This window comes from Rothia santali (assembly GCF_024199905.1).
GTDB lineage: Bacteria > Actinomycetota > Actinomycetes > Actinomycetales > Micrococcaceae > Rothia > Rothia santali.
In genome coordinates, this window is record NZ_JANAFB010000011.1 from 17,152 (window position 1) to 36,666 (window position 19,515).

The 19,515-nt window shown below is 70.8% G+C and carries 20 protein-coding genes; 10 read left to right on the forward strand and 10 right to left on the reverse strand.

Annotated features, from left to right (window positions below; translation table 11 throughout):
- Positions 1-5 precede the first annotated feature (5 nt).
- The gene (locus tag NBM05_RS06025; RefSeq protein WP_254165858.1) at positions 6-1,022 is read right to left on the reverse strand and encodes a Bug family tripartite tricarboxylate transporter substrate binding protein; all 1,017 of its coding nucleotides are present in this window, start codon (positions 1,020-1,022) and stop codon (positions 6-8) included.
- A 115-nt stretch (positions 1,023-1,137) separates the two neighbouring features.
- Positions 1,138-1,815, reverse strand: a complete 678-nt coding sequence (locus NBM05_RS06030) for a GntR family transcriptional regulator (RefSeq protein WP_254165859.1) — start codon at positions 1,813-1,815, stop codon at positions 1,138-1,140.
- Between the two features lie 94 nt (positions 1,816-1,909).
- Between NBM05_RS06030 and acnA the strand changes: the two genes are divergently transcribed.
- Both acnA and rraA read left to right on the forward strand, forming a co-directional pair.
- The gene (gene acnA / locus NBM05_RS06035; protein ID WP_254165860.1) at positions 1,910-4,651 is read left to right on the forward strand and encodes an aconitate hydratase AcnA; all 2,742 of its coding nucleotides are present in this window, start codon (positions 1,910-1,912) and stop codon (positions 4,649-4,651) included.
- 37 nt (positions 4,652-4,688) lie between these two features.
- A complete protein-coding gene (gene rraA, locus NBM05_RS06040) occupies positions 4,689-5,159 on the forward strand; it encodes a ribonuclease E activity regulator RraA (protein ID WP_254165862.1) in 471 nt (156 codons plus the stop codon).
- Between the two features lie 112 nt (positions 5,160-5,271).
- On the opposite strand, the gene NBM05_RS06045 is transcribed toward rraA, so the two are convergent.
- Entirely contained in the window at positions 5,272-5,700 is a 429-nt protein-coding gene (locus NBM05_RS06045) for a zinc-binding dehydrogenase (RefSeq protein WP_254165863.1), read from the reverse strand.
- A gap of 63 nt (positions 5,701-5,763) precedes the next feature.
- Between NBM05_RS06045 and NBM05_RS06050 the strand changes: the two genes are divergently transcribed.
- Entirely contained in the window at positions 5,764-5,931 is a 168-nt protein-coding gene (locus tag NBM05_RS06050) for a hypothetical protein (RefSeq protein WP_254165864.1), read from the forward strand.
- A 166-nt stretch (positions 5,932-6,097) separates the two neighbouring features.
- Positions 6,098-6,742: a TetR/AcrR family transcriptional regulator gene (locus NBM05_RS06055; protein WP_254165865.1), complete on the forward strand. Its 645-nt coding sequence runs from the start codon at positions 6,098-6,100 to the stop codon at positions 6,740-6,742.
- Positions 6,743-6,863: 121 nt separating this feature from the next.
- On the opposite strand, the gene NBM05_RS06060 is transcribed toward NBM05_RS06055, so the two are convergent.
- Together NBM05_RS06060 and NBM05_RS06065 are read right to left on the reverse strand one after the other, a co-directional pair.
- Positions 6,864-7,838 carry a CPBP family intramembrane glutamic endopeptidase gene (locus tag NBM05_RS06060; protein WP_254165866.1) on the reverse strand — a complete coding sequence of 325 codons (975 nt, stop codon included), beginning with the start codon at positions 7,836-7,838 and terminating at the stop codon, positions 6,864-6,866.
- 361 nt (positions 7,839-8,199) lie between these two features.
- Positions 8,200-9,387: an MFS transporter gene (locus tag NBM05_RS06065; RefSeq protein WP_254165867.1), complete on the reverse strand. Its 1,188-nt coding sequence runs from the start codon at positions 9,385-9,387 to the stop codon at positions 8,200-8,202.
- 89 nt (positions 9,388-9,476) lie between these two features.
- On the opposite strand from NBM05_RS06065, the gene NBM05_RS06070 reads away from it, so the two are divergent.
- From NBM05_RS06070 to NBM05_RS06090, 5 genes are all read left to right on the forward strand, one after another.
- Complete coding sequence (locus tag NBM05_RS06070; protein ID WP_254165868.1) at positions 9,477-10,070, forward strand: TetR/AcrR family transcriptional regulator; 594 nt, start codon at positions 9,477-9,479, stop codon at positions 10,068-10,070.
- Positions 10,071-10,426: 356 nt separating this feature from the next.
- Entirely contained in the window at positions 10,427-10,636 is a 210-nt protein-coding gene (locus tag NBM05_RS06075) for a type II toxin-antitoxin system HicA family toxin (protein WP_254165869.1), read from the forward strand.
- Positions 10,636-11,052, forward strand: a complete 417-nt coding sequence (locus NBM05_RS06080) for an XRE family transcriptional regulator (protein ID WP_254165871.1) — start codon at positions 10,636-10,638, stop codon at positions 11,050-11,052. Before NBM05_RS06075 ends, NBM05_RS06080 begins: the two co-directional genes overlap by 1 nt.
- A 173-nt stretch (positions 11,053-11,225) precedes the next feature.
- Complete coding sequence (locus NBM05_RS06085; RefSeq protein WP_254165873.1) at positions 11,226-12,605, forward strand: APC family permease; 1,380 nt, start codon at positions 11,226-11,228, stop codon at positions 12,603-12,605.
- Between the two features lie 102 nt (positions 12,606-12,707).
- The gene (locus NBM05_RS06090) at positions 12,708-13,160 is read left to right on the forward strand and encodes a hypothetical protein (protein ID WP_254165874.1); all 453 of its coding nucleotides are present in this window, start codon (positions 12,708-12,710) and stop codon (positions 13,158-13,160) included.
- 14 nt (positions 13,161-13,174) lie between these two features.
- On the opposite strand, the gene NBM05_RS06095 is transcribed toward NBM05_RS06090, so the two are convergent.
- Complete coding sequence (locus tag NBM05_RS06095) at positions 13,175-14,197, reverse strand: LLM class flavin-dependent oxidoreductase (protein WP_254165875.1); 1,023 nt, start codon at positions 14,195-14,197, stop codon at positions 13,175-13,177.
- Between the two features lie 55 nt (positions 14,198-14,252).
- A complete protein-coding gene (locus NBM05_RS06100) occupies positions 14,253-14,990 on the reverse strand; it encodes a TetR/AcrR family transcriptional regulator (RefSeq protein ID WP_254165876.1) in 738 nt (245 codons plus the stop codon).
- Between the two features lie 63 nt (positions 14,991-15,053).
- On the opposite strand from NBM05_RS06100, the gene NBM05_RS06105 reads away from it, so the two are divergent.
- Complete coding sequence (locus NBM05_RS06105; RefSeq protein WP_254165877.1) at positions 15,054-15,809, forward strand: SDR family oxidoreductase; 756 nt, start codon at positions 15,054-15,056, stop codon at positions 15,807-15,809.
- A gap of 127 nt (positions 15,810-15,936) precedes the next feature.
- On the opposite strand, the gene NBM05_RS06110 is transcribed toward NBM05_RS06105, so the two are convergent.
- The 3 genes from NBM05_RS06110 to nrdF form a co-directional block, all read right to left on the reverse strand.
- On the reverse strand, positions 15,937-17,052 hold the full coding sequence (locus NBM05_RS06110) for a type I restriction endonuclease (protein ID WP_254165878.1): 1,116 nt from the start codon (positions 17,050-17,052) through the stop codon (positions 15,937-15,939).
- 97 nt (positions 17,053-17,149) lie between these two features.
- Positions 17,150-18,259, reverse strand: a complete 1,110-nt coding sequence (locus NBM05_RS06115; protein WP_254165879.1) for an alpha/beta hydrolase family protein — start codon at positions 18,257-18,259, stop codon at positions 17,150-17,152.
- A 214-nt stretch (positions 18,260-18,473) separates the two neighbouring features.
- Positions 18,474-19,502 (reverse strand): class 1b ribonucleoside-diphosphate reductase subunit beta, encoded by a 1,029-nt coding sequence (gene nrdF / locus NBM05_RS06120; protein ID WP_254165880.1) that lies wholly within the window; start codon positions 19,500-19,502, stop codon positions 18,474-18,476.
- Positions 19,503-19,515 lie beyond the last annotated feature (13 nt).

Consider the following 19,515-nt stretch of genomic DNA (forward strand, 5'->3'; position numbering starts at 1 on the left):
ATGCATCAGTAGCCGAGCTCGGACCAGATCCGGTCCACCGTCTCGGACTCGGCGCGGAGGTTCTCCTCGAAGTCTTCCCCGCTGAGGTAGGTGTCGGTCCACTCGTTGCGGGCGAGGACGTCGCTCCATTCCGGGCTGCGGACCATCTCGTCGACGATGGCCTCCAGCTCCTCCCGCTCGTCGGCGGTGAGGCCGGGCGGGGCGACGATGCCGCGCCAGTTGGTGAGCTCGACGTCGTACCCGAGCTCGTTGAGCGTGGGATACGGAATCGCCTCCACCGGCTCGGGGGCGGAGACGGCGAGCGCCTTCAGCCGGCCGGCCTCGATCTGGTCCTCGAAGTCCGCGTACCCGCTCACCGAGGCTGAGATCGTTCCCGACAGCAGAGCCGTGGCCAGCTCTCCCCCTCCGGAGTGGGCGATGTAGTTGACCTGCCCCGGATCGATCTCCGACCGGGAGGCGAGCTGGGAGATGATCATCTGGTCCACACTCCCCAGCGACCCGCCGCCGAAGGCGAAGTGCGCGGGATCCTCGCGCCAGGCCGCGACCAGCTCGTCCGCCGAGTCGTAGGGCGAGTCGGCGGGGACCACCAACACGTCGTAGTCGTCGGTCAGCCGGGCGATGGGGGTGACGTCGTCGAGGTCCACCCCGGACCCGTTGATCTTGATGGCGCCCAGCATCGTGATCCCCATCAGCATCATCGTGCTGGAGTCCCCCTCGAGGCCGGAGAGCTCGGAGAGCCCGATCGTCCCGCCGGCCCCGGGGACGTTGACCACCTGCGAGTTGTTGACGACGCCGTGGGTCCGCAGCGTCTGCTGGGCCTCGCGTGCGGCGCTGTCCCAGCCGCCTCCGGCCGCGGCCGGGGCGATCAGCGTCAGCTGGTTCCGGGCGCTGGCCCCGGAGGCCGAGGACGACGCGTCCACGACGGCGAGGCTGACCAGGACGAGGCTGAGCAGCACCGCGGCGGCCCCGAGAATGGTGCGGCCCAGCCGCCGGGCGGGGGACGCGGGTGCCGGAGGGGTCATGACGTCACGGGCCTCTCTACGATGGGAACATAACTCGTTATAGGTTATAACATGTTACGTGATGCAGAGCACAGTACCACTCCGGTGCCGATCGGGGAACCGGTCTTCTCGAGGGTCAGCCCCGTGCGGCCCCCAGGGCGTCGATGGCCCGCCGCCCCAGGCTGTTGCGCACGTGCTCGAGCATCGCCGCGGTGGCCCCGGCGGCGTCGCCCCGTTCCACGGCGTCGGCGATGCGCCGGTGCTCGGCGGTCACCCGGTCGACGTCGGACGGCGAGTCGCCGCGGAACCGCAGTCCCACCAGGCGATAGCGGTCGGCCTTGTCCCACAGGCGTTCCAGCACGTCGATCAGGATCGGGTTCCGGGAGGCCTCGTAGATGCTGCGATGGAACGCACGGTGGGCGGCGAGCGCCTCGACGTCGGCGGGATCCCGCAGCGTCGTCATGCTCTCCAGGCTCTCGCGGATGCGGCGCAGATCGCTCTCCGTGCGCCGCTCGGCGGCCAGCCCCGCGGCCAAGGGGTCCATGCTCTCGCGAACCTCGTACAGGTGGCGGGCCTCCTCGGCGCTCACCTCGGTGACCCGGGCGTCGCGGTGCGCCTCCAGGTGGATGAAGCCCTCCGCCGCCAACCGCCTCACGGCCTCGCGCAGGGGCGTGGTGCTGACGCCGATCTGCTGGGCCAGCTCCCTCTGCGGGATCACGGCGCCCGCCTCGAGGCGGCCGGTCAGGATCCGCTCGAGGATCTCGGCGTAGGCGTAGTCGTTCTTGGTGAGGATCGCGGTGGTCCGGTTCGGCACGTCCGTGACTCCTTCGGTGGCAGGCGGCATCGTCAGGCTACCACCGCTCGCCATATGCTGTACGTTATAGGTTATAACGAACGAAGGAGGACCCATGCCGGCATCCCGTCAGACCCCCGTTCGGTCAGGCGCGAGGGCTTCGACCCTGCCCGGGCGCGAGCTCCTCATGCTCTCGGGCGAGGACCTCCTGGGCCCCGGCTACCGGCGCTGGCCCGTGGTGCTGCGGCTGCTGGCCGAGAACGTGGGCAGGACCGCCCGGCCCGAGGACCGCGAGGCAATGCTCGACGCGCTGCGGCAGTGGATCACGGCACGCACGAGCGATCGGGAGATCCACTTCACCCCGGGCCGGCTCCTGATGCACGACACGACCAGCACCCCCGCGCTCGTGGACATCGCCGCGATGCGCGACGCCGTCGCGGCGGCGGGCGGTGACCCCTCCGCCCTCAGCCCGCGACTGCCCGTGGAGGTCTCCGTGGACCACTCGCTCGCCGTAGAAGCCTACGCGCGCCGGGACGCGCCGGCCCTGAACATCCGCGAGGAGGTGCGGAGGAACCGCGAGCGCTACCGCTTCCTGAAGTGGGCCGCGGGGGTGATGGACACCCTCCACATCAACCCGCCCGGAACCGGGATCATGCACACCATCAACCTCGAACAGCTCTCCACCGTGGTCACCGTGGAGGAGCGGGAGGGCCGGCGGTGGGCCGCACCGGACATGATGCTCGGCACCGACAGCCACACTCCCATGGTCAACGGCCTCGGCGTCCTCGGCTGGGGCATCGGCGGACTGGAGGCGGAGACGGTCATGTTCGGCATGCCGACCACGCTGAAGATCCCCGACGTCGTCGGCGTCCGGCTGCGGGGCGCCCTGCCGGCCGGGGTGATGGCCACCGACCTGGCCCTGGTGGTGACCCAGCGGCTGCGGGAGCTCGGGGTCACGGGGGAGTTCGTCGAGTTCTTCGGCCCGGGGGTGGGCGCCCTGACGGTGGGCGACCGGGCGGTCATCGCCAACATGGCGCCGGAGTACGGGGCGACCACCGGCTACTTCCCCGTGGACGGGAACACGCTGTCCTATCTGGGCGGCACCGGCCGTGCGGCGGAGCAGGTCGAGCTGGTCCGGGAGTACGCGCAGGCCGCCGGCCTGTGGTTCGACCCGGCCTCGGAGCCTGAGTACACCCGCAGCATCGAGATCGACCTGGCCGAGGTGTCGATCGGGGCTGCCGGGCCACGGCGGCCGCAGGACCACCTGCGGGTCGAGGAGATCCCGGCGGCCCTCGACGCCACGGGGCCCGCGGCGGCATCGGAGCAGGACGGCCAGCCCTCGGGCGGGCCTTCCGGGATGCCCTCCTTCCCGGTCGCCATCGCCTCGATCACCAGCTGCACGAACACCACCGACCCGCGCCTGCTGATCGCGGCCGGGTTGCTCGCGCGCCGGGCTGGGGCCCTGGGGCTGAGGCCCCCGGCGTGGGTCAAGACCTCGCTCGCCCCCGGCTCGCCCGCCGCCGTCTCCTACCTGCGCAGGTCCGGGCTGGACGAGGCCCTCTCGGCGGTGGGGTTCGACGTCGTCGGCTTCGGCTGCGCGACCTGCATCGGCAACTCCGGCGGCCTGACGGAGGAGGTGGACCGCGCCCGTCGGCGGGATGCGGTGCAGCCGGTCGCGGTGCTCTCCGGCAACCGCAACTTCCCCGGCCGCGTCCACCCGGACCTGGATCTCGGGCTGCTCATGAGCCCGCCCATGGTGATCGCCTACGCCCTGGCCGGTGACGCTCACCGCGACCTGACGCGGGAGCCCGTGGCCAGCCTTCCCGGCGGCGGGCCGGTCTGGCTGCACGATCTGTGGCCCACGCCCGGGGAGATCGACGAGGTCCTCGCCGCGGCCGTCTCACCCGAGGACTTCGGCCGGGACTTCCTCGCCGCCTCGAGGAACCGCCTCTGGGACGGGATCGAGGCTCCCGGGTCCCAGCTCTTCCCCTGGGATCCGGACTCGACGATCCTGCGTCCCCCGCCCTTCGCCGAGCCGGGTCAGGGGAGCCTCCTCGGCGTCTACTCCGCGCACCCGCTGCTGGTGCTCGGCGACGACGTCACCACCGACCACATCTCACCGGCCAGCGCCATCCCGCGGGACAGCTTCGTCGCGGACTTCCTGGTGGAGCGGGGGGAGGAGCGGGAGGACCTCAACGTCTTCGCCTCGCGCCGCGGCAACTGGGAGGTCATGGCGCGCGGCGCCTACTACGCGTCCTCGCTGCGCAACGCCCTGGCGCCCGACGGGCCGACGGCGCACACCGTCCACGGTCCCAGCGGCGAGAGGATGCGCGTGTGGGACGCCGCCGCTCGCTATCGCGCGGAGGGGGAGTCCGTGGTGGTCGTGGCGGGAGAGAGGTACGGCATGGGTTCCTCCCGGGACTGGGCCGCCAAGGTCCAGCGCATCCTCGGGGTCAGGGCCGTCCTCGCCGCGGGCTTCGAGCGCATCCATCGCTCGAACCTCATCGGGATGGGCATCCTGCCCCTGGTCGTGCCCGCGCCATGGCGGGAGGCGCTCGCGGCCCTGTCCCCGGGGGACCGGGTGCGGGTCGACGCCGCACCGGGCCGGATCGCCCCGCGTGCCCGCATCCGGGTCGAGATCCTGCGGCGCGATGGGAGCCGGGAGGAATTCCTCGCCGAGGCCGCGGTCGAGACGGCCTTCGAGCGCGCTCTCTTGGAGAGCGGCGGGGTCATCCCTACGATCCTCGCTGATGCTGATGCTGATGCTGATGCTGGCTGTGGCGCCACCACCCGCGACGCCCTGACCGACCCGGGCCCCGGCGGCTCGACCCGCCCGGCCTCTCCCGCATCCACCTGACCCAACCCCTCATCCACCCCGACCCCCAAGGAGCACCATGACTACTATCCACACCTCGGACGTCTACGACCAGCGCGGGGACGAGTGCCTCGCCGTGACCGAGAGCTTCGCGAACCTCGGAGGGCGCCGGCAGTTCTCCGGCCCCGTCCGCACCGTGCGCTGCTTCGAGGACAACGGCCTCCTCAAGGGGATCATGGAGGAACCCGGCGAAGGCGCGGTCCTCGTCGTCGACGCCGGCGGGACGCTGCGCTGCGCGATGCTGGGCGGCAACATGGCCCTGCGGTTCTCGCAGAATGGGTGGGCGGGCGTCATCGTCTACGGCGCCGTGCGGGACCGGCACGAACTGGTCGGCATCGACCTGGGCGTGCAGGCGCTGGGCAGCAATCCCCGCCGCAGCGGGAAGGCCGGATCGGGGGAGCGCGACGTCGTGCTGACCTTCGCCGACACGACCTTCCGGCCCGGCGCGATGGTCTATGCGGACGACGACGGGATCCTCGTCGAGCGGTGACCGAGGACCGGCGCGGGGGAGGTTGGGCGAGAGGCGTCACTGGGTCCATCAAGAGCCGTCGATCGATACGGATCGCCGCGCCCCGGCCGCTTCGCCGGGCCACGGGATGCGGCTACGGGACGATCTGCACCTTGATCTCGGTGGGGCTCTTCGCCGCCGTCAGCGCCTCCGCGTAGTCCTCCGGGCGGTAGGTCGAGGTGATCAGGCCGCCCAGCTCCGCCTGCAGGTCCACCATGCGCTCGGCGGACTCCTCGTACTTCTCCGCCAGCGAGTTCGAGCCGATGATGCTCAGCTCCTTGGCGAAGACCTCGTAGGGGCGCAGCGGGATCTCTGCGGTGGGGGAGGCCACGCCCATCTGGATCAGCCGCCCGCGCTGCCCCAGGCCGTCGATCGCCTGGGCGATGGCCGCCGGGTGCCCGCTGGCGTCCAGGGCCAGGTCGAAGGACTCGCGGCCCAGCTCTTGGGCGGACGCCGCGACCTCGACTGCGCCGAGTCGGAGGGCCGCCTCGCACCGGGTGGCGTTGGGCTCGACGACGCGCACCCCCGCGGCGCCCTCGCGGTCTACACGCTGGCGGCGGGGCTGTCCTCCTTCATCGGGCCCGCGATGATCGGGCTGCTCGGCGGGTACCAGCACCTCGGCGTCATCATGTGGGCCTTCTTCGGCATGTACATCCTCGGCGCGGTGCTCACCGTGACGCTGAGGAGCCCGGAGGACCCGGTGCACCAGGGTGCGGCCGCGCGGCAGGAGCGCGAGGCGCCGGTGGGTGGCTGACGCGAACAGTCCGGAGCAGCTCGGGCTCATCGTCGCGATCAGACGTGATCCGCGGTCCGACCCATCCTCCAGGGCCTCCACGACGAACATGTACACGTCAGGAGCTCAGACTTAAGTATTAACTCCTTGAGTGCTCTGGGCGTGGATGTGGGACGAAGGACGCGACATGGGACAACGCTCGACGGCGAACAGGCGGCAGGTGGCCCGCGGGATCATGGAGGCGGCCTCTCGATGCTTCGGGGAGTCGGGCTATGCCCAGATCACCGTCGACGACATCGCCCACGAGGCGGGGATCTCGAAGCCGATGCTCTACCGCTCCTTCGATTCCAAGGCCGAGCTGTACGAGGCCGTCTTGGCCACCCACACCCAGGAGTTCCTGGAACGCCTCGACGCGGCCCTGGACCGGTCGTTGATCATGGATCGGTCCACGAGCACCGAGCGGCTGCCGCTCCTGATGGTCTTCGTCGACTACGCCCGGCAGCGCGACGCGGGGTTCCGGCTGCTCTTCGAGTCGGAGGCCATCTTCGACCCGGAGTTCTCGGGGATCGTCACGGAGTTCCTCCGCACGGTGCGGACCAAGCTCCTCTCGGTGCGCAACCGGCGCGACGACGACGGCCTCACCGAGGAGGTCAGGCACACGGAGTCCCAGCTGATCCTCGGTTCGACGATCGTCGTCGCCGGGAAGATCGCCGGAGCCCAGAGCGAGCGCGAGCGGCAGGAGCTCGTGGGTCTCTACCGTTCGATGGTGCTACCCAGGATCGCGGGGATCGGCGGGGGTGGCGGCAGGGTCCGGCTGAAGCCGGCCAGCTGACGGCCGGGGCGTCGGCCCGGGGTGCGTCGGCCCGGGGTGCTGGGTCGTCGTCGGGACGGGTATGGCCCGACGAAAGCGATTCCGCTACCTCACACGTTTCGCTGCGATACGTACGTCGCCCTCATCGCGGTGGGTCGTCAGGGCGGCGAGGGGGCCTCCGGCGGGCTGTGGTGCCTCCGGTATCCCGTGAAGCCCACGTCGTTGTTGGGCCCGGGGGTACCGTTGAGGCCCTCGGGGGCGCCTCGGCCCGTCCTACCGCCCGCCCTCGAGTGCAGATCACGGCCACGAGAGCGAAGGCGAGATAGGCGAAGGTCCCCGCGGTGGCGACGACCAGCGCGATGTTGGACGTCCCCGCCACCGAGGCGTCCACTCCTCCGCTGGCGAGGATCGTCGTGGGATCGGTGAAGGCGTGCAGCAGGATCGGCCACACGAGGTTCCCCGTCACGCGCAGCGCGATGTACATGCACACCCCGAAGGGAATGGCGTAGAGGACCTCCACGACGACGCTGCCGATCGGCTGCCCGCCGAGTGCGTTGCTGGCGTGGAGCAGGCCGAAGATCAGCGAGGACACCGCCATCACGCCCCATTCCCCGTATCCGCGTCGGCGCAGGAGGGAGACCACGAAGCCGCGACACAGCACCTCCTCGGCAAAGCCGATGAACAGGCCGGTGAAGAGCAACGACGCGACGATGCCTGCCGTGTACCGGCTGTAGTCGGTCCCTATGAGGTGGAAGACGATGGGGATCAGGACGAGCGCCGGTGCGCACCACATCCACCGCCTCCCACGAACCGGCTGGGCACCGAACAGGGGCCGCGGCAGCCACCCGAGGCTCAGTCCGAAGGCGATCAGCAGAACGCTGCCGAAGGCGATCGGCAGCGCGAGGCCGAGCAGGATGCCGGACGGGCTGGAGAGCGGGTCGCCGGCGTCGTGGGCGACCCCCTTGAGCAAGGGGGCGGCGGCGCCGAAGCCGAAGGCTTCGTACAGAGCGATGTATGTGATGGCCACCAGGACCGCTCTCCACAGGCCACCCCGTTCCCAGAAGGCCCGCCAGCCGGTGGCGGGGGTCGAGGCGGGCGGCGTCGTCAGGGAGCTCATGGTGTCCACCTTCAGGTGTCGGGTGTGCGCAGCTGGCGAAGGGGTCGGGAGGAGGCGTCTTCATCGAGAGCGGTGAGCAGTTGCTTGAGACCGAGGCCGCCGATGTTCATGGCCCTGCATTCCAGGGTCGGCTCCCGGCAGGCATCCGTCAATGCGACGACGCTGGCCGTGCCTCTGCGACGGCGCCGGGTCGTCAGATCCTTACGACTGATCCGAGTGGGCGGATGAAGGTGCTTCCAGCCGCCGACCAGGCCATTGGTTCTCCGTCTCAAGATGTGTAGGTGCGTGGGGGGGCGTCAAGACGGCGGGCGCTGGTGCGCCGCGGCCTGTCTCGACGGGAGCGCCATTGGCGCGGCAGCTGTCACGGCCGCGGCCGCACGAAGCACCCCACGACGGCGACCAGAGCCGCGGCCAGGAACGCCACCGGTGCCCCGGCCGCCTCCGCGAGCGCGCCGATGGCGGGTGCCCCGCCCGCTTGGCCCAGAGCGATGACGAGGAACGCCAGCCCCACGCCCGCGGCGGGCGTCTCGGAATAGAGGCGCGTCCCCCAGATCAGGAGCAGGCCGGTCAGGCCGATGTAGGCCGCACCGAACACGGCCGCGGCGGCCCATGCGGTGGGGACGCTGCCCGGAGCCACGGCAATGAGCGCGGTCGCCGCGGCCAGGGTGAGCATGATCGCCGTCCACGACCTCGCGATTCCCCAGCGTCCGGCGAGGTCGCCGGTGGCGGCGCCGGCGATGCCGAAGGCGCCGAGGACGATCCACGCGATCGTGGAGGACTGCTCGCTCATCCGCCCCTCGGCGACGAGGATGTCGCGGCCGAACGTCCACACCGCCGCGCTGGAGACGCCCATCGCCGCGGCGGCGGCCACCATCCGGCCGCTGCCCCGGGGAAGCGCCGGACGCGGGAGCGCCCGCCTCAGCCCGTCCGTGCGAGGATCCCGCGCGGAGGCCGCCGGCACGGACAGCGCCGTCCAGATCGTGACCAGGGCGCATAGGCCCGAGAACACCAGCCACGCGGCGCGCCAGTGTTCGTGCGTCAGCAGCGCGATGGGACCGGCGATCGCGACCCCGAGGCCGGTGCCGGCGTTGATGATCGTCTGCGCCCGGTTCCGCCGTGCCGTCGCCACGGTGCGCGCGACGGCGTGGGCCACCGGCGGCGAGGCGACGCCGGTGCTCGACCCGGCCAGCAGCACGCCCGCCGCCAGCACGGGGGAACTGGGAGCGACCGCGATCATGAGCGTCCCGGCGGTGGCGACGACGCCGGCCGCGACCGCCACGGCCCGGCCGCCGAAGCACGGGGTGAGCACGGTCGAGACGACGATGGCGGCGCAGTAGGCGGCATACGACCCCGAGGCGATCGCCCCGGCCGTCCCCGCGTCGAGGTCGAACTCGGCGCGGAAGACCGGCACGAACAGGCCGTAGGCGAACCGGGCCAGCCCGTAGCAGACCGCGATCAGCGACAGCCCCGCCCCGGTCAGCCGGAGCACCCCGCCCCTGCTCAGCAGTCCCGGCCCATCGGCTTCCGTCTCCATCGCCGGCTGACTCATGCTCGAACACCCCTTACTTCACAGATCTGTGAACTTGAGGTCGAGCCTAGGTATACTGATCAGTGAAGTCAAGACGCAGAGGAGCGAAGATGACAGCAGGGGAGACCGCGGAGGTGCTGAAGGTGCCGGAGCTGACGCCCGGTGCGCGGCGGATCGTGGAGGTCGCCGCCGAGCTGTTCTACCGGCGGGGCATCCACGCCGTCGGGGTGGACACCATCGCGCGGGAGTCCGGCATCACCAAGCGCACCCTCTACGACCGTTTCGGGTCCAAGGACGCCCTCGTCGCGGTCTACCTCCAGGCCCGTCACCAGAGATGGTGGGAACGCCTCGAGCGGCGGATCGCGGGGGCTCCCTGGCCGCGGGCGCTGGCCGTGTTCGACGCGTACGCCGATGACGAGTGGTCCTCCGAGCGCGGGTGCGCGTTCCTCAACGCCGCCGGCGAGCTGCCCGCCGAGCATCCCGCCTACCGGGTGGTGCGCGCGCACAAGCGGGCCGTGCGCGACCGCCTGGCGGGGCTCGTCCGCGCCGACTGCCCCGACGCGGAAAACCCCGAGGCGCTGACGGAGCACCTCTTCCTGCTGCTGGAGGGAGCCATCGCCCACCGCGGCCTCGACGGCGACGCGACCTCGCTCGCCTCTGCCCGGGGGCTCGCGGAGCACCTGCTGCAGCGTCCAACCACATAAAGGGAGCACGTCGAACCGAGTGCACCTGACGTCTGCGACCGCGGGCTTCCCTGACCGATGGAGCGGCGTTGGATGTCTGAGGTGCCCCCGGGGCAGGTGAAGACCATCGATCATCGCCGCGCCACTCAGCTACTCGACGTCGGCCCGGCTGTCGCCCAGTGGTCGAGGGCCGGGAATGGGTGAGCCCGCAGGCTCAGCGTCGGGGGTCGGCGAGTGTCGTGGATGCCCTCAGCCACCGAGACGACAGGGGCAGCCTGCCCGGGTTCGCCGCCGCTGTGACGGCTCGAGGCGGGATTTCACTCGATAATGTCAAGAGGGGGTTGCCTTGATTGTCAATGGGGGATATACGAGACTGTATGAAGCCGCAGAAGACGAAGGACGTCCTCAAGCTCCTCCGCTCTCAGGGCTGGGGTTACCTCCGCGACGCCAGAGGCAGCCACGAGATCTGGGGCAGCGCGGACGGCGCCGGGAAGATCTCGGTGCCCACCGGGCACCGTATCGTCACACCCGGCGTTCTGGCCCAGCTGGCGCGGGCGGGAGTCGAGATTCCGAAGGAGTGGACGTGATGGACGCACAAGCACGGCAGGCCGCGACGGTCTACGAGGTGATCGCCCACCGCGAGGTGCACCCGGAGGCGAGCTTCTGGGTCTTCGAGATTCCGGCACTCGGGGCCGTCGGCCAGGCCACGAAGCTCTCGGCGGTCGAGGAGGAGGCCCGCGGGATCATCACCGCCTGGGACGAGGACGGCCCTGCCGAAGAGGACATCGGCGTGAGCGTGCGCCTGGACGGCGAAGCCGAGGCCCGGCGCATCTGGGATGAAGGCGAGGAGGAGGAGCGCGCGGCGCGCGCGGCCCTGGATCACGCGGGCGCGCGCAAGCGCGAGGCGGTGAGCATGCTCCGGGAGACCAAGCACTACAGCGCGGCCGAGACCGCCCGCGTGCTCGGGGTGACCCGCCAGCGGGTCTACCAGCTCGCGCGCTAGGCTCGCGCGAGCAGCGCCGGGCGGTAGGAGCGGGGGCGCGCGGCGAGTAGTGGCCGCCTCATGGTGATCACCCCCCCGTGAGGTGCGTTCACGGCATGCGCACCGTGAACGCGCCCCGTGCCCCCAGCGAACCGGGGATCCCCTTCCCCACGTCACGGGCCTAAGATCGCCTCATGGTCCGTTCACATGATCAGGCCGGCTCCGTCGCGGAGCCGGGTCTGCGCCGGGAGATCTCCTTCCACCAGCTCGTCGCCTACGGCCTGGTGTTCATCGGGCCCGCGGCCGCGGTCGGGGTCTTCGGGACGCTGGATGCCAAGTCGGGCGGCGTCGTGCCCCTGGTGTACCTGGTGGCGACGCTGGCGATGGCGCTCACGGCGTCGAGCTACGCCGTCATGTCCCGAGCCGTGCCGCGCGCCGGCAGCGTGTTCGCCTACGCGAGCGAGGCGATCGGGCGGCGCACCGGGTACATGTCCGGGTGGATGGTGCTGCTGGACTACGTGCTGATCCCCTCGGTCGCGTACCTGTTCTCCGGGATCGCGCTGAACTCGCTGTTTCCGCAGGTCCCGGTGTGGGTGTTCGTGGTGCTGGCGGTCGTGGTGACCACGGCGCTGAACCTCTCCGGGGTCAAGGTGACCTCGCGGGTCTCCACGGCGGTGGTGGTGATCGAGGTGGTGGTGCTGCTGATGGTGCTCGCCGCGGGCGCCTGGGTGCTCGCGACCAGCGGGCCAGTGCGCGGCTGGCTGGACCCGCTGACCGGGGGCGACGCCGGGATCTCCTGGCACCTCGTGCTGGGCGCGGTCTCCGCGGCGGTGCTCTCCTACCTCGGCTTCGACGCGCTGGCCACCTTCGCCGAGGAGACCAAGGGCGGGCACCGGGTGATCGGGCGCGCGACGCTGGTCTGCCTCGTCGTCGCCGGCTTCCTCTTCATGGCCCAGACCTACGTCGGCTCGCTGCTGAGCCCGTACACCACCGAGCAGCTGCAGGCCGACCCCTCGCTGCAGGGCGGGGCGTACTACGACACCGTCGACTCGGCGATCTCGCCCTTCCTGTACTGGCTACTCGCGCTCGCGAAAGCCGCGGGCGGGGCGTTCGCGGCGCTGGTGGGGCAGTCGGCGGCCTCGCGCATCCTCATGGACATGGGGCGCTCGGGGGCGATCCCGCGGGTCTTCTCGCGGGTCTCCGGGAAGACGGGGGCGCCGCTGGTGGGCGTGCTCGTGGCGGCGACCGGCAACATCGTCGTCGCGGGGTGGGCCGCCACGCGCTCGGACGGGCTCGACGTCGTGGTCTCCATCGTCGACGTCGGCGCGCTCGTCGGGTTCATCATGGTGCACGTGTCGGTGCTGACCTACTTCATGCTCAAGCGGCGGGGCGGGGCGCCGTCGGTGCTGCGGCACGTGGTGATCCCGGTGGTCGGGGCGGTGATCCTCGCCGTCGTGCTGGCGAACTCCTCGCCGGTCGCGCTGCTGATCGGGCTGGTGTGGGCCGTGCTGGGCTTCGTCATCCTGGGGGTGTACGCGGGGCGGCGGAGGGACGACGCCGGGGCCGGCGGCTGAGCGGTCGGCGGGCCGCTTCCCACCTGGTGAGGCGGGTCTGCCACCCCGCGGCGGTGTGGGTTACATTGTGGTCCGGCACGTTGTCCTCGGCAGAAAGTCACCATGCGCCACTCGTACGGGGTAGATCCGGACCTCACCGATGAGGGGGCCGAACGGCTGCGCGCGGCCCTGGCGCAGTTGCGCGCCGAGCGCCGTCCCCTCACCGCCCATCGGATGTTCGCCGCCCACGACGCGGAGATGCAGGCCAATCTCGTCGAGTCCCTCCGGCAGCGCCAGGACCGGTGGCGGAACCTCTCGTGGTCGACCAGGATCGTGGGCCTGCTGTGCCTCGTCCTGGCGTGGCTGATCGCGGAGCCGCACAGCAGCGTCGGCGGCGCGGAGGCCGTGGTGCTCGCGCTGGGCGCCGTGCTGTTCCTGACCGGCGTCGTCAGCGCGTTCAAGGCCGTCTCCTACCGCCGGACCTTCGGTGCCGTGACGCTGGACGGGATCGCGCCCGAGACCGCGCAGATCATCGAGCTGAACATCGAGCGGCGGAGGCGAGGGGACTCGGGGTAGGGCGTGAGGACAAATCACATCCGCGGCGCGAGCCACCCCAGCTCCCGCGCGACGTCGGCGATGTTGCCGAGCAGGTGCGCGTTGTAGTCGGTGCCGAGCTGGCTGGGCAGGGCGAAGAGGACGTAGTCGGCCTCCTGGACCGCCTCGTCGGCGAGCAGGCTCCGGGCCACGGACTCCGGCGGCCCGGCCACGGTGGGCCCCGAGCGGGCCGAGCTGCCGTCCAGGTACCCCACGGAGTCCGACGACTCGCCGGCGAATCCGAAGTACCGCTCGTCCCACTCGGTGGTCACGGGGAAGGCGCTGCGAGTCACGGCGGCCAGGCCGGCGTCGTCCGCCCGCGCCGCGCGGTACCGGCGGATCTGGTCCGCCTGCTGGACGTGGAAGGGGCGGCCGTCGTCTTGGAGGAGCAGCGTCGAGCTGAGCAGGTTCATGCCCTTCTCGGCCACGTAGTCGGCGGTGGCGACCTTGCCGGCGCCCCACCAGATGCGCTCCCGCAGGCCGGGGGAGTGCGGCTCCACGCGGAGGGTGGGCGCGCCCTCGGCCCCCGCGCGGGCGGAGCGGGCCATCGGCTCGCCGGCGACCGCGGCCAGGAAGCGGTCGGTGCGCTCGCCGACCTCCTCGGCCCACGTGCGCCCCGCCGGCAGCTCGTACCCGAAGGCCGCCTGCCCGTCCACGGCCTGCTCGGGCGAGCCGCGGCTGATGCCCAGCTGCAGGCGCCCGCCGCTGATCAGGTCGGTCGCGGCGGCCAGCTCGGCGGAGTAGAGCGGGTTCTCGTAGCGCATGTCGACGACGCCGGTCCCCACCTCGAGCGTGGTGGTCCGGGCGGCCATGGCCGAGAGCAGCGGGTAGGGGGCCGTCAGCGAGTGCTCGAAGTGGTGCACGCGCAGCCACGCCCCCGAGAAGCCGACCTCCTCGGCGGCCTGGGCCAGGTCGACGTGCTGCCGGAGCGAGTCGCCGCCGGTGGCCACCCGGGCCCCGGGGACGTCCCGGTAGTGCCCGAAGGAGAGGAAACCGATCCTCTTGCGGCCCTGCGTCATGTCCTGCCTCCTGGGAGCGTGGTTCTCTGCTCAGTGAACCTCGCCCCGGGGCGGCTTATTCCGCTGCGGGTCCCGCCGGGCTCGCGGCCGCGTCGTCCCGGTCCCGTCCCGGCGCGCCCTCCCTCAGCCGCCGCAGCCACTCGATCAGCAGCCGGGTCTCGGACGCGCCCAGGACCTCCGGGTGCGCCGCGGCCTGCTCGACGACGGCGCCGACGGCGTCGTGCGGGGAGCCCGCGCCGCCGCCGGTGATCGCGGAGATCACGCCCTCGCGCACGCTCGCCGAGAGCGCCGGGTCGGCCTCGGCGAGGATGATCTGCCGCAGCGTCACCCCGATGTTGGTCGAGAGGACGTGGGCGGCCGCCTGACGGGGGTCGACGGCGAGGCGGCCCTGCTCCGCGGCGCGCGCGGTGAGCTCGCCCAGGATCCGGCTGGGCCGCGACTGGGCCGCCGGCGAGTACCCCGGCCGCACCTTGCCGTACATCAGCGTGTAGAAGCCCGGGTGCGCGAGCCCGAACGTCACGTGCGCGTCCCAGCCGGCCCGGAGGTCCTGGATCGGGTCCCCCGAGGACTCCATGGCCGACTTCTCCGACAGGTAGAGGTCGAAACCGCGCTCCACGACCGCGTCGATCAGTCCCTGCTTGGACCCGAAGAAGTGGTACAGCGTCGGCATCTTCACGCCGACGGCGTCGCAGACCTCCCGGAGGGAGAAGTCCTCCCCGGGGGAGGCGGCGATCAGGTCGGCCGCCGCGGCGATCAGCCGTTCCCGTGTACCGGTTCCCTCACGCTCTGTCATACTGCTACAGTACTCACATATCAGCTATATACGCTGATATATCGACGATATGTAGGAGGAGCCATGACCGAGCACACGCTCAAGGGCAAGAACGTTCTCATCGCCGGTGGGGCGAAGAACCTGGGCGGCCTGATCGCCCGGCAGGCGGCCGACGCCGGGGCGAACGTGGCGATCCACTTCAACTCCGAGTCCAGCCGGCCCGACGCCGAGCAGACGCTGGCCGCGGTCGAGGCCGCCGGCGTCCGGGGCGCGATCTTCCAGGGCGACCTCACGGTCCCCGCGAACCTCGCGCGCCTGTTCGACGACGCGGAGTCGGCGATCGGGCCCCTCGACGTCGCGGTGAACACCGTGGGCAGGGTGCTGCGCAAGCCCATCGCGGAGACCACCGAGGAGGAGTACGACGCGATGTTCGACATCAACTCCAAGGCCGCGTACTTCTTCATCCAGGAGGCGGGGCGGCATCTGGCCGACGGCGGCAAGATCGTCACGGTCGTGACCGCGCTGCTGGCGGCGTTCACCGATGGCTACTCCACCTACGCGGGCGGGAAGTCGCCGGTGGAGCACTTCACGCGCGCCGCGGCGAAGGAGTTCGCGCCCCGCGGCATCTCGGTGACGGCGGTGGCGCCCGGCCCGATGGACACCCCGTTCTTCTACGGCCAGGAGACCCCCGAGCGCGTGGAGTTCCACAAGTCCCAGGCCATGGGGAACCAGCTGACCCGGATCGAGGACATTGCGCCGATCGTGCGCTTCCTCGCCTCGGAGGGGTGGTGGATCACCGGGCAGACGATCTTCGCCAATGGGGGGTACACCACGCGATAGGCACGCAGGGGGTCCGGGTTGCGGACGTCGGTGGTCTGCGGTTCGGGCCGCTGCCGCCGATCGTCTGCCGCCCGGATCTCCTTCGGCAGGAGGAGCGGCCTTCACCCCGAAGTGAGAGCCTCGGGCATCACACGCGTTCCGGGTCGAGCCTCCGCACGACGTCGCGGATGTCCTCCGCGTGGCGGTAGATGTCGTCCAGGTCCTCGATGAGGTGCTTCGTCTCGTTCTTTTCCTCGTCAAGGATCCCGAGGTACTTCTTGGACTTGCCGTTGAAGTGCAGGCGAGCGACGGCGCGTCGGTTGTTGTTGTCGAGCAGCACCGCGAAATAGGTCTTGCTGTCCCGCGGGGTGATGCGATGCGCCTTCACCTCGCTGCAGGCGATGGCCTTGATGATCTGGTAGCCGGCGATCTCCTCCTCGGTGGTGTTGATCTCGGGAATCGGGGCGGGCGGGACCGGGTCCTCATCGACGGGCGTCTGCTCGGGAGCTACCGCCTCCGTCTCGCTGCTCACGAGGGGGACGGATTCGGAGTCCCCCAGTGCGGTCTTGAGCCGCTCGTTCACCTGCTCCTTGAGGTACTGCTTCGTCGCCTTGCCCACCAGGTCCCGGAACTCGCGGAGGTTGTCCGCCGTCCCGCGCCGGTCGGAGACCCTGGACATCAGCATCTTGACCAGTTCGGTGGAGGGCTCCTTGAACTCGCCGGCCAGCTCCCGCTTAAGGGCGCTGACGTACATGAGCTCCTCCGCCGAGCTGATGACGGAGTCGAGGCTGAACGTCTCCTTCGTCAGCTTCTCCAGGGCGGGGAGGATGCTCTCGTCGATGTCCAGGAGGTCCAGGACCAGGAAGGGGCGCTCGTCCATGATGTTGGGCGCGTCCAGGTCGGTGTAGAAGTTGAAGACCTGACCGTTGGTCAGGATGGCGATCCGCGCGTTGGTGACGGAGAAGTAGCGGAACAGCTGCGACGCGTGCTTGATGTTCAGGCCGTCGCCGATGTGCTTGCACTCGATGAGGATCTGCACCTCGCCGTCGCGCATGATCGCGTAGTCGACCTTCTCGCCCTTCTTGGTGCCGTGGTCCGCCGTGAACTCGGGAACCACCTCGAGGGGGTTGAAGACGTCGTACCCCAGCACGCGCGAGATGAAGGGCATGACGAAGGCGTTCTTCGTCGCCTCCTCCGTCTGGATCGACGCGCGCTGTCTGCGGATCTTGGTGACGAGGTCCTGGATGCCGTCTGCGAAGCTCATGAGTAGATTATGACCTAAATCACAAACGATGAGTATACTTCCCGGTAATGTCTCGGTGGGAATGCTGAAGAACTGACGTCACACTCCGGGTCGGGCTTCAGCCGCCCGGTGTCGCCGAGGCGCTCGCCACCCGCTCCACCGGCGCGTCCGCCGTCTGGTCGATGAGGTCCAGGATCTCGTCGTAGTGCGAGGACTTCGCGTCGATCAGCGAGCCGTGGTCCTCACCGTCCATCAGGTGCAGGCTGCCCTGCCCGCCCTGCTGGGTGACGGCGTCGATGTACCGCCGCGAGTTCTCCGGGGCGACCGTGGTGTCCTTCGTCCCGTGGATGGCCACCACCGGGAGCGTGGTGTCGATGTTCTGGATCGGGTCGACGTCGGAGTAGCGCTCCGGGACCTGCTGCGGGGTGCCGCCGAGGACCTTCTCGATGCGGTCGTCCCCGTGCTCCGCGGCGTAAACCATGTCGAGCGGCCCGGCCAGTGAGACGACGCGCGTGGGGACGAACTTCGGGTGCGCCCCGAGCTCGTGCTCCTCCGCCGAGTCGCGGGTCCCGGACCACATGGCCAGCTGCGCGCCGGCGCTGTGGCCGACCACCAGCTCGTCGTCGGTCGTGAACTCCGGGTGCTGCCGGCTCAGCTCCGGGACGAAGTCCAGGGCGGAGGCGACGTCGGTGAACGTCGTCGGCCAACCGCCCCCGGACCCCACGCGGCGGTACTCGATGTTGTAGACCGCCATGCCGCGGTCCACCAGCGACTCCGCGTACGACTCGAAGTCCTTCGCCCCCGCCTGGTCCTGCCACGAGCCGCCGTGGATCAGGACCACCAGCGGGACCGACTTCTCGGCGTGCTTCCCGGCCGGCAGGTACAGGTCGCCCCAGTTCTGGCTCGGATCCGCGGTCCCCCGGACCGGGTAGCTCACGCGCTGGACCAGGGGCTCGTCCCGCTCGGCGACGACCGGGCCGGTCGGCGTCGCGCCCGGTGTCGTCCCGGACGGCCCCGGTGAGGCGGAGGCCGACGCCGTGGCGGCCCGGCTCTCCGTGGCCGACGACGTCTCCGATGGCGACGCCGTGGCCGACATCGACCCCGTCGCCGAGGGTTCCGTCCCGTCTCCCGAGCCGTCCGAGGAGCACGAGGAGATCAGCAGCGCCAGCACCGCGCCGGCCGCGACGACGCCGGCCGCCCGCGCTCTGGAGTTTCGCAGGGGTTCCATGGGCCTTCGCCTCGCCTTCCTCGATGCCGCCGACGGGGAGGCCGTCCGACCTTGTCAGGGTAGCAGTGAGTCGCATCACTCCACAGGCCGTCACGTCACCCGCAGTTCGCCACATCATGAGGTGCCGTGCCGTGCCGTGCCGTGCCGTGCCGTGCCGCCTCGCACCGCGTCCCATCCCGCGCGTCGTCGGACCCCCGGATCCCTCGTTGCCCCCTCAGAACTCCCAGTCTTCGTCCCGCGTATCCTCCGCCGTCCCGATCACGTACGAGGACCCCGAGCCCGAGAAGAAGTCGTGGTTCTCGTCCGCCCCGGGGGAGAGCGCGGCGAGGATCTCCGGGTTGACCTCGGTCTCCTCGGGCGCGAACCGGGCCGGGTAGCCGAGGTTCATCAGCGCCTTGTTGGCGTTGTACCGGACGAAGACGGCGACGTCGTCCATCAGCCCCAGCGGCTCGTAGAGCGCCCCCGAGTAGCGCAGCTCCAGCTCGTAGAGCTCCTCGAGGAGGTCGAACGTGAACGCGCGCATCTCCTCCCGCTCCGCCTCCGGGCGCTGCTCCAGGCCGCGCTGGTACTTGTACCCGGAGTAGTAGCCGTGGACGGCCTTGTCGCGCAGGATCAGCCGGATCATGTCCGCGGTGTTGGTCAGCGTCGCGTGCACCGAGAAGTGCAGGGGCAGGTAGAAGCCGGCGTAGAGCAGCAGCGAGGACAACAGCGTCGAGGCGACCTTCCGCTTCAGCTGGTCCGTCCCGTAGTAGTGCCGCAGGACCTTCTTGCCGCGCTCCTGCAGCAGGTCGTTGCCCACGGCCCAGCGGTAGGCGGCGTCGATCTCCGGGGTGCTGGTCAGGGTGGAGAACACCGAGGAGTAGGAGCGGGCGTGCACCGACTGCATGAACGCGATGTTGGTGTACACGGCCTCCTCGTGCTCGGTCCGGGCGTCCTGGATCTGGCTGACCTCGCCCACGGTGGCCTGGATCGTGTCCAGCATGGTCAGGCCGGTGAAGACGCGCATGGTCAGGGTGCGCTCCGCCTCGCTCATGCGCTGCCAGGCGGGGAGGTCGTTGGAGAGCGGGACCTTCTCGGGCAGCCAGAAGTTGGCGGTGAGGCGGTTCCAGACCTCGAGGTCCTTCTCGTCGGCCACCCGGTTCCAGTTGACGGGCCGGAGCCGGGCCGCCGGGTCGTGGCGGTAGCCGGGCGGGGTGGTCGAGGGGAGGTGCAGGGGCTCGGTCGCGGGATCGGTGGTGGTCATGGGGCTCCTCGGG